At 71.9% G+C, this 14337-nt stretch carries 14 protein-coding genes and 1 riboswitch; of the genes, 10 read left to right on the plus strand and 4 right to left on the minus strand.

The features are described from left to right. The first annotated feature begins 127 nt into the window (after nucleotides 1-127). Nucleotides 128-1393, plus strand: coding sequence for an ROK family transcriptional regulator (locus ACWC2T_RS29560; RefSeq protein WP_450673399.1), 1266 nt, complete (start codon nucleotides 128-130; stop codon nucleotides 1391-1393). A 140-nt stretch (nucleotides 1394-1533) separates the two neighbouring features. Here the strand turns inward: ACWC2T_RS29560 and ACWC2T_RS29565 are convergent, their stop codons facing one another. Both ACWC2T_RS29565 and ACWC2T_RS29570 read right to left on the minus strand, forming a co-directional pair. Next, the gene (locus tag ACWC2T_RS29565; protein ID WP_450673400.1) at nucleotides 1534-2277 is read right to left on the minus strand and encodes an SDR family oxidoreductase; all 744 of its coding nucleotides are present in this window, start codon (nucleotides 2275-2277) and stop codon (nucleotides 1534-1536) included. Between the two features lie 104 nt (nucleotides 2278-2381). Continuing rightward, on the minus strand, nucleotides 2382-3272 hold the full coding sequence (locus tag ACWC2T_RS29570; protein ID WP_450673401.1) for an RNA polymerase sigma-70 factor: 891 nt from the start codon (nucleotides 3270-3272) through the stop codon (nucleotides 2382-2384). A 269-nt stretch (nucleotides 3273-3541) separates the two neighbouring features. Next, nucleotides 3542-3672, plus strand: a riboswitch (FMN riboswitch). A gap of 156 nt (nucleotides 3673-3828) precedes the next feature. On the opposite strand from ACWC2T_RS29570, the gene ACWC2T_RS29575 reads away from it, so the two are divergent. From ACWC2T_RS29575 to ACWC2T_RS29615, 9 genes are all read left to right on the plus strand, one after another. Continuing rightward, nucleotides 3829-4437 carry a riboflavin synthase gene (locus ACWC2T_RS29575; RefSeq protein ID WP_450673402.1) on the plus strand — a complete coding sequence of 203 codons (609 nt, stop codon included), beginning with the start codon at nucleotides 3829-3831 and terminating at the stop codon, nucleotides 4435-4437. Beyond that, on the plus strand, nucleotides 4434-5084 hold the full coding sequence (gene pnuC, locus ACWC2T_RS29580; RefSeq protein ID WP_450673403.1) for a nicotinamide riboside transporter PnuC: 651 nt from the start codon (nucleotides 4434-4436) through the stop codon (nucleotides 5082-5084). Before ACWC2T_RS29575 ends, pnuC begins: the two co-directional genes overlap by 4 nt. Next, entirely contained in the window at nucleotides 5081-6370 is a 1290-nt protein-coding gene (locus ACWC2T_RS29585) for a bifunctional 3,4-dihydroxy-2-butanone-4-phosphate synthase/GTP cyclohydrolase II (RefSeq protein ID WP_450673404.1), read from the plus strand. Before pnuC ends, ACWC2T_RS29585 begins: the two co-directional genes overlap by 4 nt. A gap of 23 nt (nucleotides 6371-6393) precedes the next feature. Beyond that, on the plus strand, nucleotides 6394-6879 hold the full coding sequence (gene ribH, locus ACWC2T_RS29590) for a 6,7-dimethyl-8-ribityllumazine synthase (protein WP_351028309.1): 486 nt from the start codon (nucleotides 6394-6396) through the stop codon (nucleotides 6877-6879). A 33-nt stretch (nucleotides 6880-6912) separates the two neighbouring features. Then, nucleotides 6913-7185, plus strand: coding sequence for a phosphoribosyl-ATP diphosphatase (locus ACWC2T_RS29595; RefSeq protein ID WP_450673405.1), 273 nt, complete (start codon nucleotides 6913-6915; stop codon nucleotides 7183-7185). 54 nt (nucleotides 7186-7239) lie between these two features. Next, entirely contained in the window at nucleotides 7240-8088 is an 849-nt protein-coding gene (gene hisG, locus ACWC2T_RS29600; protein WP_450673406.1) for an ATP phosphoribosyltransferase, read from the plus strand. A gap of 15 nt (nucleotides 8089-8103) precedes the next feature. Next, a complete protein-coding gene (locus tag ACWC2T_RS29605; protein WP_450673407.1) occupies nucleotides 8104-8568 on the plus strand; it encodes a PH domain-containing protein in 465 nt (154 codons plus the stop codon). A gap of 268 nt (nucleotides 8569-8836) precedes the next feature. Then, complete coding sequence (locus ACWC2T_RS29610; protein ID WP_450673408.1) at nucleotides 8837-10171, plus strand: hemolysin family protein; 1335 nt, start codon at nucleotides 8837-8839, stop codon at nucleotides 10169-10171. Then, complete coding sequence (locus ACWC2T_RS29615) at nucleotides 10168-11241, plus strand: hemolysin family protein (protein ID WP_450673409.1); 1074 nt, start codon at nucleotides 10168-10170, stop codon at nucleotides 11239-11241. Before ACWC2T_RS29610 ends, ACWC2T_RS29615 begins: the two co-directional genes overlap by 4 nt. Nucleotides 11242-11321: 80 nt before the next feature. On the opposite strand, the gene ACWC2T_RS29620 is transcribed toward ACWC2T_RS29615, so the two are convergent. After that, complete coding sequence (locus ACWC2T_RS29620) at nucleotides 11322-13184, minus strand: AAA family ATPase (protein ID WP_450673410.1); 1863 nt, start codon at nucleotides 13182-13184, stop codon at nucleotides 11322-11324. Between the two features lie 428 nt (nucleotides 13185-13612). Next, a complete protein-coding gene (locus ACWC2T_RS29625; protein ID WP_450673449.1) occupies nucleotides 13613-14233 on the minus strand; it encodes a uridine kinase family protein in 621 nt (206 codons plus the stop codon). Nucleotides 14234-14337: the final 104 nt, after the last annotated feature.

Below are 14337 nucleotides of genomic sequence, written 5' to 3' on the forward strand. Positions count from 1 at the left end.
TCCGTCCCTCCCCAGGGTCACCGCTGCGGCATGCGCCGTAAACTATCAGGGACCCTGCCTGATAGATAGACGGTTTTACGGCCGCCGACGGCGTTCACCGGCGCGCCGATCTGGAAGGATGCCCGTCATGCCCGCATCACCCAGCACCGCCCGGGCCATCAACGACCGCCTGGCCCTGCGCCTGCTGCAGCAGGAAGGCCCGCTCACCGCCGGGCAGTTGAAGCAGCTGACGGGTCTGTCCCGGCCCACGGTCGCCGACCTCGTGGACCGGCTCACCGCCGCCGGCCTGATCACGGTGGTCGGCGAGTCGGGCGAGCAGCGCCGGGGCCCCAACGCCCGGCTCTACGGCATCGTCGCCGACCGGGCCCACCTCGCCGCGCTCGACGTCCGCACGGGCGGTGTCTTCGTGCTGGTCTCCGACCTGGTCGGAGGGGTGCTGGCCGAGGCGTCCGTGCCGATCGGCGGCGACACCGGGACCGGTCCCGCCGTGGAGCAGGCGGTGGCCGCGGTGGAACGGACCGCGAAGGAGGCCGGGGCGGACCGGCTGCACACCGTCGGCATCGGCGCACCGGGCCTCATCGACCCGGCCACCGGCGACCTGCGTGACTCCGGGGGCCTGCCCGAGTGGCACCGCAGCCTGGTCGCCGCGTTGCAGGAACGGCTGCCGGGGTCCCGCGTCACCGTGGAGAACGAGACCAACCTCGCGGCCCTGGCCGAACAGCGCGAGGGCGCCGCCCGTGACCGGGACACCTTCGTCCTGCTCTGGCTGGGCCATGGTGTCGGCGCGGCGGTCGTTCTCGACGGCACCCTGCGCCGCGGCGCCTCGGGCGGCACGGGCGAGATCGGCTTCCTGCCGGTTCCGGGCACCGCCTCGCTGCCCTCGGCGCGGGACTGCGACGGAGGCTTCCACTCCCTGGCGTGCGCGGCGGCGATCGGCGCTCTGGCGGCGGAGCACGGCCTGCCGGTACCGGCCACGCTGGACGGACCGGGCACGGCGGTGGTGATCCGGGAGGCCGTGGCGGAGGCGGCGGGGGAGGGCGGCGACTGCGGTGCGGCTCGTCCGGGTGCCGAACAGCCCGCCGGCTCAGTCGGTCCGGGCGCCCCACGCTCCGCCGAGCGCTTTCTCCACGCCCTCGCCGACCGGATCGCCATCGGCGCCGCGTCCGTGGTGGCCGTGCTCGACCCCGGCTGTGTGGTGCTCGGCGGAGAGGCCGGGCAGGCGGGCGGCGCGGTGCTCGCCGAGCTGGTGGAGGAGCGGCTGCGCCGTATGTCACCCCTGCTCACGGAGGTACGGGCGAGCACCCTGGGCGGCGCGGCGGTCCTGCGCGGTGCCCTCCTGACCGCCCGCGACCGCGCCCAGGACGACCTGTTCGCACCGCGGGACCGCACCTGACGGCACACCGGACCGCGGCGAACCACCGGCCGCCACTCCTCCGCCCGGCGCCCGCACGACGTTGGCCCCAGCACATGGACGAGCAGCCGGAAGCGCCTTGATCCGCTCATGGTCCGGAGTCAGGGCGGCCGCCCGCTCCCTCAGCCGCCGAAGCGGCGCCCCAGATACTCCTCGAACGTCGTCTTCCCCACCGCCTGTTCCGGCGTCAGCAGGCCACCCTCGCGGCAGGCGCGGTAGGCCCGGCCGAACAGGGGCACCTGTGCCACCGCCCGGCGCCGCCCGGTCGCGTGGAGGTACGCGCGGGCCAGCGAGTCCAGCGAACGCACTTCGGGACCGCCCATGTCCGCCACCCGCCCGGCCGGCGCGGCGAGCGCCAGCTCGGCCAGGCGGTCCGCGACTTCCGTCACCTCCAGCGGCTGGTCCGGGACCCCGGCCGGGACCAGCATGACGGGCGGCTTGGCCAGCCCGCCGAGGATCGTGACCAGCAGGTCGTGGAACTGGGTCGTGCGCAGGACGGTCCAGCCGAGCCCCGACTCCTCGATCCGCCGCTCCACGGCCAGCTTGGTCCTGTAGTACGCGAGCGGTACCCGGTCGATGCCGACGATGGAGATGTAGACCAGATGGCCCACACCGGCCCACCGGGCCGCCGCGATCAGGTGATCGGCGGAGGTCTCGTCCCCGCCCCGCTGCGTGGTCGCGCAGTGCACCACCGTGTCCACGCCGGCGAGCGCGGCGTCGAGAGCACTCCCGCCCACGCGCAGATCGACGGCGTACGGCTGCGTGTGCCGGCTGAGCACCCGCACCTCGTGCCCCTCCGTCCGCAGCCGCTGAGTCACATACCGGCCGAGCGTGCCGGTCCCGCCGGTCACCAGGATCGTGGTCATGCTGTTGCTGTCCCTTCGGACTCCGGGTGCCCCGGTCGGAACACCTTCGTCAGCCGAGACCACGCAGCCCCCGTGGAATGTGACAAGCCCCCCGGACGGCTCGGCTACGACCGCGTCAGCTGCCGTTGCATGTAGGCAAGCTTGTCCGGGTTCATCATGGTTCGCACATGGGTGATGAGCCCGTCCCGCAGCTCGAAGGACGCCACCCCGGCGAGCACGTCGCCCGCCCACGCGACCAGCGCGCTCGCGCCGTTGACCTCCACCAGCGTGAAGTCCAGGCCGCCCGTGAACCGCTCGGCCCCGCCCACCAGGAAGCGCACGACCTTGTCGCGTCCCTCGACCGGCCGCCGGACCGCGGACACCTTGCCGCCGCCGTCGCTCCAGTAGGTGACGTCCGCCGCGAGCATCTTCTCCAGGCCGGCCAGGTCACCTTCGCGGGCCGCCGCCAGGAAGGACATGAGCAGCCCCTCCCGCCGCTCCGGCGCCGGCTCGAAGCGCCCCTCCGGCGCGCCGACCTGGGCCACCGCCCGCCGGTACAGCTGACGGCAGTTGGCCTCGCCGAGGTCCAGGACGTCCGCGATCTCCCGGTGGGCGTAACCGAACGCCTCGCGCAGCACGTACACCGCCCGCTCGGTCGGTGTCAGCCGCTCCAGCAGGACCAGCAGGGCCATGGAGACCTGCTCGCGGCGCTCCGCCGACTCCAGCGGGCCGAGCGTTCCGTCGGAGGTGACCACCGGCTCGGGCAGCCAGGTCCCGGGGTACTCCTCGCGCCGCGCCCGGGCCGAGGTCAGCCGGGTCAGACAGAGGTTGGTGACGGCCTTGGCGAGCCATGCCCCCGGGTGTTCGATCGCCGCCCGGTCGGCGCCGCTGAACCGCAGATACGCGTCCTGCACCGCGTCCTCCGCCTCGTGGGCGGAGCCCAGCAGGCGGTAGGCCAGGCCGAACAGTCGGGGCCGGTGGGACTCGAACTCGTCGGCGGGCGGCGCTGGCCTCATGCGCCTCAGACTGCCAGACGCCGGCGGCGTCCTGACGGCCCGGCGGCGGGCAAGGGCCGTCGTCACCGCCACCGGACCCGCCCGCACCATAAAAGGACTAGACCAGGATGGTCAACGGTCCGGATCAATGGCCAATCCGCCCTTTGTCTCCGGTAGTTGTGCGGATCGACCGCGCCGCGCAAGGCCGACGGCACGCACTGTGAGGGAGCCCACACCCTCCGCCTACCTGGAGTGCCGCGCGGCGTGGCACACTGGCCCTGTACCAGAAGCAGCGCACTCCGGGGTCGGTGAAAGTCCGAACCGGCGGTTACAGTCCGCGACCCGGTCGCTTCCAGCGGCCGGTTGACCAGGTGAAATTCCTGGACCGACGGTTAAAGTCCGGATGGGAGGCAGTGCGCGGCGGGCGGGCACATCTATCTGTGCGCGTCGCCGTATCTGGGCTTGTCCGTGCGCGGACGAGCCTCTTTCGGCGTCGCCCCGGCGTGCTCACCCGTACATTCTGTCGTCATCGACAGGCCCCGGAGTCCGTGCCCGAAGAGGCAGGAGGACCCGGGAAGTGTTCACCGGAATCGTCGAAGAGCTGGGTGAGGTCACCGCCGTCGAGAACCTCGGCGACGCCTCCCGCTTCCGGCTCCGCGGCCCCGTCGTGACCGAGGGCGCCCAGCACGGCGACTCCATCGCCGTGAACGGGGTCTGTCTCACCGTCGTGGAGCACGAGGGCGACGAGTTCACCGCCGACGTGATGGCGGAGACCCTGAAGCGTTCCAGCCTCGGTGCCCTCACCGTCGGCTCCCGCGTCAACCTCGAACGCCCCATGGCCGTGGGCGCGCGTCTCGGCGGGCACATCGTGCAGGGCCATGTCGACGGCACCGGCGAGGTGCTGGCGCGCACGCCCTCCGAGAACTGGGAGATCGTGAAGATCTCCCTCCCGGCCGACCTCTCCCGCTACGTCGTCGAGAAGGGCTCCATCACCGTCGACGGCATCAGCCTCACCGTCGTGGACGCCGGCCCCGACCACTTCACCGTCAGCCTCATCCCGACCACCCTCGCCCTGACCACGCTCGGCGTGAAGCAGCCCGGCGACCCGGTCAACCTGGAGGTCGACGTCGTCGCCAAGTACGTCGAGCGGCTCCTCGGCGACCGTACCCAGGGAGCCGGCAAGTGAACTGGCTGAACTCCGAGGCGTTCACCCTCTTCGGCCAGCGCATCATCTGGTCGGACATGACCGGCAACGTCCTCGGCCTGATCACCCTCGCCCTCGGCTGGCGCCGCTCGCTGATGACCTGGCCCGTGCAGTTCCTTTCCGGTCTCGTCCTGTTCATCGCCTTCTACGGTCACCTGGCCGGCAGCGCCGGCAAGCAGGTCGTCGTCATGGCGGTCGCCCTGTACGGCTGGTGGCAGTGGAACCGCAACAAGGGCCGAGCCGAAGACGGTGGCGACGGGCACATCGCCCCCCGGTTCGCCACCTGGCGCGAGCGCGCGGCGATGCTCGGCGCGGCCGCCGCCGGCACGGTCGCGGCGGCCCTGCTCTTCACGGCCTACCCGTCGCTGTCCTGGGACCCCTGGCCCGACGCCTACATCTTCGTCGGCACCATCGTCGCCATGTACGCCCAGGCCAAGGGCATGGTCGAGTTCTGGATCGCCTGGCTGCTGGTCGACCTCGTCGGCGTACCCCTCAACTTCGCCAACGGCTACGCCTTCTCCGGTTTCGTCTACGTCATCTACGGCGCACTCGTCCTGTGGGGCATGCGCGACTGGTGGCTGCGCTCCCGCCGGAGCCCGCAGCCCGTCCTGGAAGGAGCCCCGGCATGACCTCGGCACTGCCCCTGTACGCCACGGACGCCCTCGACAGCTTTGGCCTCGACCCCGTCGAGCAGGCCATCGCCGACATAGCGGCCGGCCGGCCCGTCGTCGTCGTGGACGACGAGGACCGGGAGAACGAGGGCGACCTCGTCATCGCCGCCGAGAAGGCCACCCCCGAGATCGTCGCCTTCATGATGAGCGAGTGCCGGGGACTGATCTGCGCGCCCATGGAGGGCGAGGAACTGGACCGGCTGCGGCTGCCGCAGATGGTCCAGGACAACACCGAGTCGATGAAGACCGCGTTCACGATCTCCGTGGACGCCTCGGCCGCTCACGGTGTGAGCACCGGCATCTCGGCCTTCGACCGCGCGACGACGCTTCAGCTCCTGGCGAGCGGCACGGCCGAGTCGACGGACTTCGTCCGCCCCGGCCACATCTTCCCGCTGCGCGCCAAGCCCGGCGGCGTCCTCGCCCGCAACGGCCACACCGAGGCCGCCGTCGACCTCGCCCGGCTCGCGGGCCTGCGCCCGGCCGGCGCCATCGTGGAGATCGCCGGCGAGGACGGCCGTATGCTCCGCCTGCCCGAGCTGATCCCGTTCGCCCGCAAGCACGGCCTGACGATCATCTCCATCGAGGACCTGATCGCCTACCGCCGCAGCAGCGAGCCCACCGTCCGCCGCGAGGCCGAGACCCGCCTGCCCACCCGGCACGGCACCTTCACCGCCTACGGCTACCGTTCCACCGTCGACGGCGTCGAACACGTCGCCCTCGTCCACGGCGAGGTCGGCGACGGCGAGGACGTCCTGGTCCGCGTCCACTCCGAATGCCTCACCGGAGACGTCTTCGGCTCCCTGCGCTGCGACTGCGGCCCCCAGCTGGACACCGCCCTGCAGCGCATCCAGGAGGAGGGCCGGGGAGTCGTGGTCTATCTGCGCGGCCACGAGGGGCGCGGCATCGGCCTGCTGTCCAAGCTCCGGGCGTACGAGCTGCAGGAGCGCGGCCGCGACACCCTGGACGCCAACCTCGAACTCGGCCTGCCCGCCGACGCCCGCGACTACGGCGCCGGCGCCCGGATCCTCGCCGACCTCGGCGTGCGCAGCGTCCGGCTGATGACCAACAACCCGGACAAGACGGACGCGCTGGAGCGCCACGGCCTGAAGGTCACCGGCCGCGAGCCGATGCCCGTCCAGGCCGGCGAGCACAACCTGCACTACCTGCGCACCAAGCGCGACCGCATGGGACACGACCTGCCCTGGCTGGACACGCCCGCCGTGGCGGCCTGCAACAACCGGTAAGCAAGAAAGCACTGAGGAGACACGTGAGCGGCAAGGGTGCACCGGAGCTGTCCGTACGCAACGCGAGTGACCTGAGGGTCGCCGTCATCGCGGCGCAGTGGCACGAGAAGGTGATGGACGGTCTGGTGAACGGCGCCCTGCGCGCCCTGCACGACCTGGGGATCGACGAGCCGACCCTGATCCGGGTCCCGGGCAGCTTCGAACTCCCGGTCGCGGCCAAGGTGCTGGCCGGCCGCGGTTACGACGCCGTGGTCGCCCTCGGTGTCGTCATCCGCGGCGGCACCCCCCACTTCGACTACGTGTGCCAGGGCGTCACCCAGGGCCTCACCCAGGTCAGCATCGAGACCGGCGTGCCCGTCGGCTTCGGCGTGCTCACCTGTGACACCGAGGAACAGGCCCTGGACCGGGCCGGTCTGGAGGGCTCGAACGAGGACAAGGGCCACGAGGCGGTGACCGCGGCGGTGGCGACGGCCGCCACGCTCCGCTCAGTATCCGAACCCTGGCACTAGGTCGGCGGCCTCAGCGGCTAGGGTGGGACCATCATGTCCAAGAAGACGTTCGAGGAGCTCTTCACCGAGCTCCAGCACAAGGCCGCCCACGGCGACCCCGCCACCTCCCGCACCGCCGAGCTGGTCGGCAAGGGTGTCCATGCCATCGGCAAGAAGGTCGTCGAAGAGGCCGCCGAGGTCTGGATGGCCGCCGAGTACGAGGGCAAGGAGGCGGCCGCCGAGGAGATCTCCCAGCTGCTGTACCACATCCAGGTGATGATGGTCGCGCGCGGGATCTCCCTGGACGACGTCTACGCCCACCTGTGACCCGCCTGCCGTACAAGCCGTAGAAAACCCCTTCACGCAAAGGAAGCCGACCTCATGCTGCGCATCGCCGTCCCCAACAAGGGTTCACTGTCCGGCCCTGCGGCGGAGATGCTGCATGAGGCCGGCTACCAGCAGCGCCGCGAGTCCAAGGAGCTGCGGATCGTCGACCCGGTGAACGAGGTCGAGTTCTTCTACCTCCGCCCCCGCGACATCGCGATCTACGTCGCCTCCGGCCGCCTCGACGTGGGCATCACCGGCCGCGACCTGCTGATCGACTCCGGCGCCGACGCCGAGGAGATCCTGCCGCTCGGCTTCGCCCGCTCCACCTTCCGCTTCGCCGCCAAGCCGGGCACCGCGAACGGCGTCGAGGACCTCAAGGGCAAGACGGTCGCCACCTCCTACGAGGGGATCGTCGCCGGGCACCTCGCGGACAGCGGCGTCGACGCCTCCGTCGTCCACCTCGACGGCGCCGTGGAGACCGCCATCGAGCTGGGCGTCGCCGAGGTCATCGCCGACGTCGTGGAGACCGGCACCAGCCTGCGCAACGCCGGCCTGGAGGTCTTCGGCGAGCCGATCATGAAGTCCGAGGCGGTCGTCATCCGCCGCACCGGCACCGACGGCGAGGAGCCGAAGGTCCAGCAGTTCCTGCGCCGCCTCCAGGGCGTCCTGGTCGCGCGGACGTACGTGATGATGGACTACGACTGCCGCGTCGAGCAGCTGGAGAAGGCCGTCGCGCTCACCCCCGGCCTGGAGTCCCCGACCGTCTCCCCGCTGCACAACGAGGGCTGGGTCGCGGTGCGCGCCATGGTCCCCGCCAAGGAGGCGCAGCGGATCATGGACGACCTCTACGCCATCGGCGCCCGCGCCATCCTCACCACGGCCATCCACGCCTGCCGCCTGTAAGGGGTGCGCACCGAGATGTCCGCCACTCCTGCCCCTCTCGCCCTTCCCGTCACCTTCCGGCCGGGCCACACCCGGGTGATCCTGCTCACCGCCGGTGTCGCGATCTTCCTGACCATCTCCGCGGTCGCGATGCTGCTGGAGCAGCTCGGCCCGGGGGAGCGGGCCAGCTTCGTCGTCACCGGGGCGCTGATCTTCTGGGTGCTGGCCCAGCTGGCCCGGGTGAAGGTCGTCGCCGACGAGTCCGGTGTCACCGTGGTCAACATCGCCAGCAGGCGGCGCCTGGAGTGGGCGGAGATCGTCCAGGTGAACCTCCGACCGGGGGATCCCTGGGTGTTCCTCAACCTCAGCGACGGCACCAGCCTGCCCGCGCTCGGCATCCAGCCGGGCCTCGCCAAGCAGCGCGCCATCGCCGACGCGCAGGCCCTGCGGGCCCTCGCCGAGGCCCGTGCCGCGGCCCATCCGGTGGAAGGCGACCGCTGACCCGGGGCAGATCGGGGGCTGACTTGGGGCAGATCAGGGCGGACTCGGGGGCAGATCGGGGCTGACTCGGGGTCGCCCACCCTGCCCGAGTGGGCCATGTCTTGATTAATCTGGTGGCGGAGGCCCTTTCGCTGCGCCTCCGCCCCTGGACACCGCCCGGTGCACAGGGGTTCCTGCTACCCGAGGAGTGACTCCCTCCAGCGATGGACGGATCGTCCTGTAGTACCTGCGCCGCCCCGACCCGACATACCGGGAAGGCGGTGGCAGCGTGACCATCTCCCTGCTGCTCCTGGGAGCGGCTTTCCTGCTGATCCTCGCCAACGGCTTCTTCGTGGCGGCCGAGTTCGGCCTGGTCACCGTCGAGGCGACCGACGCCGAGAAGGCGGCCGCCGAGGGCGACCGACGGGCCCGTAGAGTGGCCGAGTCGCTCAAGGAGCTGTCCTTCCAGCTCTCCGGCACCCAGCTCGGCATCACCATCACCTCCCTGGTCGTCGGCATGCTCGCCGAGCCGGCCCTGGCCGGGCTGCTGCGCGGCCCGTTCGCCGCCACCGGCATTCCCGACGGCGCCGTCTCGGGCGTCGCCGTGGTCGTCGGCATGCTGCTGGCCTCCGCGATCCAGATGGTGATCGGCGAGCTCGTGCCCAAGAACTGGGCGGTGTCCAAGCCGCTGCCGGTCGCCCGGTTCGTGGCAGGCCCGCAAGCCCGCTTCTCCCGCCTGTTCCGCCCGGTGATCGCCGCGCTCAACACCGTCGCCAACCGGCTGGTGCGGGCCCTCGGTGTCGAACCGGCCGAGGAACTGGCCTCCGCCCGCACCCCCGGCGAACTCGTCTCCCTGGCCCGGCACTCCGCGCAGGCCGGCGCCCTGGAGCAGGACACGGCCGACCTGTTCGTCCGCACCCTGTCCCTGGGCGAGCTGACCGCGCAGCACGTCATGACCCCGCGCGTGAAGGTCAGCGCCCTCCAGGACACGGCCACCGCCGAGGACGTCGTCAACCTCACCCGGGCCACCGGCCTGTCCCGCTTCCCCGTCTACCGGGAGAAGATCGACGAGATCGTGGGCATGGCCCATCTGAAGGACGCCCTCGCGATCCCCGTGCACGACCGGTTGCGCACCCCGGTGCGCCGCATCGCCCGCAAGGCGCTGCTGGTCCCGGAGACCCTGCCGGTCCAGCCCCTGCTCGCCCGGCTGCGCTCCGAGCAGCCCATCGCGGTCGTCGTCGACGAGTACGGCGGCACGGCGGGCGTGGTCACCCTGGAGGACATCGTCGAGGAACTCGTCGGCGAGGTCCGCGACGAGCACGACGCCAAGGACATGCCCGAGCTGGCCCCCGCCCCGCCGGAGGACGGCCGGCCCGCCTGGGACGCCGACGGCAGCTGCCGTGTCGACATCCTCCAGCGCATAGGCCTCGACGTGCCCGAGGGGCCGTACGAGACGGTCGCCGGACTGGTCGCCGACCTGCTCGGCCGCATCCCGGCCCCCGGTGACCGGGCCGAGCTGCCCGGCTGGCGGCTCTCGGTCCGCCAGGTCGGCCACTACCGCGCCGAGCGGGTCCGCCTGGTCCGGACGGCCCCGGCGGCGAACGTGATGGAGGCCGTCCGATGAGCGTCCTCCAACTGGTCTTCGCCGCGCTGCTCGTGCTCGCCAACGGCTTCTTCGTCGGCGCCGAGTTCGCGCTCGTCTCCGTGCGCCGCAGCCAGATCGAACCGCTGGGTACGGCGCGGGCCCGTCAGGTCCTCCACGGCCTTCAGCGGCTGCCGCAGATGATGGCCGCGGCCCAGTTCGGCATCACCGTCTGCTCGCTGACGCTGGGCGCGGTGGCCGAGCCGACGGTGGCGCATCTGCTGGAGCCGGTGTTCGCCGCGGTCCACCTCCCCGACGGCATGGTCCACCCGCTGGGCTATGTCATCGCGCTCGCCGCGGTGGTCTTCTTCCACCTGGTCATCGGCGAGATGGTGCCGAAGAACCTGGCGATGGCGGCCCCCGAGAAGGCGGCGCTGTGGCTGAGCCCCGGCCTGGTCTGGTTCGCCCGCCTGTGCAGGCCGATCACCGTGACCCTCGGCGCCTGCGCCCACGGCATCCTGCGGCTCTTCCGGGTCGAGCCCAAGGACGAGGTCGAGGCGGTCGTCACCAGCGAGCAGCTCAACCGCCTGCTGGAGGACTCCGGCCAGGCGGGCCTGCTCGACCCCGAGGAGCGGGAACGCCTGGAGGACGCCCTGGAACTGGGCTCGCGTCCGGTGACCGACGTCCTGCTGCGCCGGGAGTCCCTGGTCACGGTGGCCCCGTCGGTCACCCCGGGCGAGATCGTCGAGCTGACGGCCCGCACGGGGTACTCCCGCTTTCCGATCGCCGCGTCGGACACGGGTCCCTTCATGGGATACGTGCACGTCAAGGACGTCCTGGACCTGGAGGCCTCGGACCGTGCCGTCCCGCAGCAGATCTGGCGTCGCATGGCCACCCTGCGGGCCGAGCTGCCGCTCGACGACGCGCTGACCGTCATGCGGCGGGCGGCCACGCATCTGGCCCAGGTCGCGGACGCCTCCGGCAAGGTGCTGGGTCTGGTGGCCCTGGAGGATGTGCTGGAGCTGCTGGTGGGTGAGGTGCGGGATCCGGCGCACCGGGACATGCCGGAGCCGCGGGCGAGCGGGGAGCCGGAGCAGGTGCTCGCCTCCTAGCCCGGGTGGTCGGGGGAGCTGCGCGGCTGCGGCCCGGAGGTGGGTCACCCGCGCAGTTCCCCGCGCCCCCTCAGGGCGCTTCACATACCGGGCGGATCCTGTGGCCCCCGGCCCGACAGCACCTCCCCGTACGCCTGCATCAGGTCCGGCAACCGGAGCGTGGCCAGGTCCTCCCGCGACAGCGACCCCGCGTACGTGGACAGCCGGAGATCCCGGTATGCGCAGCTCTTCTCGTACAGGGTGCGCAGGAACCGGCCGTTGCCCAACTCGTCGATCCATCCCTGTTCGACCACGTGCCCGGCGATCGAGCGCAGCTCGTCCTGCGCCTCCTCGTCCCACACGTCCCCGTTCTCCGCGGCCAGCACCTTCCCGATCTCGGTGAGTTCCTGCGGCCGGTAGGAGGGGAAGTCGACACGGGTCGTGAAACGGGAGGACAGCCCGGGGTTCGCGGCCAGCAGGCGATCCATGCCCTCGGGATAGCCGGCGAGGATCACCACCAGGTGGTCCCGGTTGTCCTCGGCCCGCTTCAGCAGCACCTGCAGGGCCTCGTCGCCGTACGCGTCCCCCTTGCCGTACCCCGAGTTGGACAGCGAGTACGCCTCGTCCACGAACAGCACCCCGCCGATCGCGGAGTCGATCAGCTCGTTGGCCTTCACGGCCGTCTGCCCGAGGTACTCGCCGACCAGATCGGCCCGCTGGGCCTCCACCAGGTGATCCCCGCCGAGCAGGCCGAGGGCGTAGAACACCCGCCCCAGGATGCGGGCCACGGTGGTCTTCCCCGTCCCCGACGGCCCGGAGAAGACGAAGTGCCGTTTCGGCGGCTGCACCGGCAGCCCCTGCCCGGCCCGCAGCCGGGCCATGTTCAGCTGCGCGGACAACGCTTTGACCTGGCGTTTCACCGGCTCCAGCCCCACCATGCGCTCCAGCTCGGCGAGCGCCTCCTCGAGGAGGGCGGGATCGGTCGGACCGGCCGGAATGGGGGAGGAGGAGACACCGGTCTTCACCCGTACCGCCGGATCGGTCACCGACGGCAGGGGCCCCGTCGGCAGGTCCGGCTCCGGCAGCCGCAGATCACGGCCCTCGGTGCCGAACAGCGGATCGAAGCCGTCGGGCCCGTCCACGCTGTCCTGCCCGGCACCGGTCAGGGTGATCGCGGCCAGATCGGCGGTGTCGTCGTACCCGTCGCCCTCGGCGATCGCCGCGAGCCGTGCCGCGGTGTCCATGAAGGCCGGGTCCACCCGGTGGACGGCCCGGTACAAGGGGAGCGCCGCCGCCGAGCGCCCCGTGCCCTCGTGCGCCCGCGCCAGCCAGTAGCGCAGCTCCTTGCGCTGCGGCTGCTCGCTGCGGCAGCGCATCAGCGCCGCCGACAGCAGGGGTTCGGCCTGGCCGTACATCTCCAGCCGGACTCGGGCCATGCCGCCGAACAGGCCCGCCTCGATGCCGAGCATGGGATCGTCCAGCAGCGGGTCGGTGTGCCGTACCAGCTGCTCCCAGTCCTTGACCAGATAGGCGCGGCAGGCGTGCAGGAAACGGACCTGGGGGTCGGTGTCGACCGGGGGCAGTCCGGCGAGGGCCCGGTCCAGCTCGGGCACGTGCCGGCCGTCCAGCCAGTGCGAGGCGTGCGCGAGCAGCAGATCGCGCGGGCTCTCCAGCACTGGCTGCACCCACCAGCCCAGCCAGTACCAGGAGTTGAGCGTCCTGCGGTGCCGGGCGCGCTGTTCGCCGAAGCGGTCGCGGTGCCGGAACATCCTGAGCAGTGAGGTCGTCGTGTCGACCCGGAGCGCGTGCAGCCCTAACCAGCCGTCGGCCATTCCGGGGTCCATCCGCACCGCGGCGCGGAACTCCTCCTCCGCCTGCGGGTAGGCGCCCATCGTGTAGGCGTCCACCCCCCGCAGCCAGGCCAGGTCGGCCGGGGCCTCGGGGCCCTGCGTGCCGAAGTCCATCCCGTCCCCCCACAGACCGTGCCCCCGTGGTTCACCACCGGGCAGTGACCCGACGGCCGCCGCAGTCGAACCGCTGTGCCGCGGACCGGAGTTACCGGTGCGCGAGGCAGCCTCGAAGGCCGCACCGAGGGCATCGTACCCGCGCGGTGACCGCGTGCCGAAGGGTGCCGCACCGGCCGTTTGACGAGGTGGGAGCAGACGGGGCGCACATGGATCGGTGACCGAGGGTGAGCGGATCGGTGCACGGGGCGCCCGGAAAAAGGCCCGCGGGCAGAACGAAGCCCCCGGTCACGGGGGAACAACCGGGGGCTTCGCGTCGGTGGGCGGTCCCGAATGACCGCTCATTGAGAACGTAAGACCTGTACGGCCCCCCGGTCAAGCGGAGTTGGGGCACTCGGAGAAGTTCCCCCGCAGGGGTCTTCACAACTTCACCACAACGCGGACGATCCATCACTCTGGGTCACACTTTGGTCCGGTCCACGAGTCGCCGCAGGGCCCGGCAGCATCTCGTATCCCTTCCGCGTCTGCAGCACCAGAAGATCGGCATGGGGGCGCGAGGGGTCCGCGGTGAAGTGCGCGCGCTCCGCCTCGACCCAGCCCTCCCAGAACTCCCGCTGCTCCGCCCCGTCCCGCAGTCGGCCGCGCGCCCAGGACTCCTCCTGCGGCAGCTCCATCCACAGCAGCAGGGCCAGATGCGGCCGCAGCGCCCGGCGGCCGGCGCCCACCCCCTCGATCAGGACCACCGGTGCGGCCGGCAGGAGGCGCGGCGCGCCGAAGTCGCGGGCGACCCAGTCGTACGGCAGGTAGGAGGCGCTCTCGCCGCGGGCGAACGGGCGGATCACCTGGGCCATGAGCCGGCCGGTCCACTCGAAGAGCTGCTCGTGGCTGGCGATGTCGTCGAGGTGCAGCACCGGAGCCCCGCCGAGCGCGGCGGCCACCTGTCCGGCGAAGGTGGACTTTCCCGAGCCGGCGTGCCCGTCGACGCCGATCAGCCGGACCGGCCCGAGGGAGGGGGGAAGCCCGCGCAGCCGGGCGGCGAGGTCGCGAATGGTGGTCCCCCGGGGTGGGCAGATGGGCGGTTTTCCGGAAACGGTGCAGCAACAGTGTAGTGGTAGTCGCGTTTTGAATCACCGGCTGGCAGCCAGTCAATGGC

This window comes from Streptomyces sp. NPDC001393, assembly GCF_053597455.1.

Excerpts from the sequence above, each read along its gene's own strand:
- ACWC2T_RS29560 (WP_450673399.1), top strand. The coding sequence starts at position 128 with ATGCCCGCATCACCCAGCACCGCCCGGGCCATCAACGACCGCCTGGCC.
- ACWC2T_RS29565 (WP_450673400.1), bottom strand. The coding sequence starts at position 2,277 with ATGACCACGATCCTGGTGACCGGCGGGACCGGCACGCTCGGCCGGTAT.
- ACWC2T_RS29570 (WP_450673401.1), bottom strand. The coding sequence starts at position 3,272 with ATGAGGCCAGCGCCGCCCGCCGACGAGTTCGAGTCCCACCGGCCCCGA.
- ACWC2T_RS29585 (WP_450673404.1), top strand. The coding sequence starts at position 5,081 with ATGACCTCGGCACTGCCCCTGTACGCCACGGACGCCCTCGACAGCTTT.
- ACWC2T_RS29595 (WP_450673405.1), top strand. The coding sequence starts at position 6,913 with ATGTCCAAGAAGACGTTCGAGGAGCTCTTCACCGAGCTCCAGCACAAG.
- hisG (WP_450673406.1), top strand. The coding sequence starts at position 7,240 with ATGCTGCGCATCGCCGTCCCCAACAAGGGTTCACTGTCCGGCCCTGCG.
- ACWC2T_RS29605 (WP_450673407.1), top strand. The coding sequence starts at position 8,104 with ATGTCCGCCACTCCTGCCCCTCTCGCCCTTCCCGTCACCTTCCGGCCG.
- ACWC2T_RS29615 (WP_450673409.1), top strand. The coding sequence starts at position 10,168 with ATGAGCGTCCTCCAACTGGTCTTCGCCGCGCTGCTCGTGCTCGCCAAC.
- ACWC2T_RS29620 (WP_450673410.1), bottom strand. The coding sequence starts at position 13,184 with ATGGACTTCGGCACGCAGGGCCCCGAGGCCCCGGCCGACCTGGCCTGG.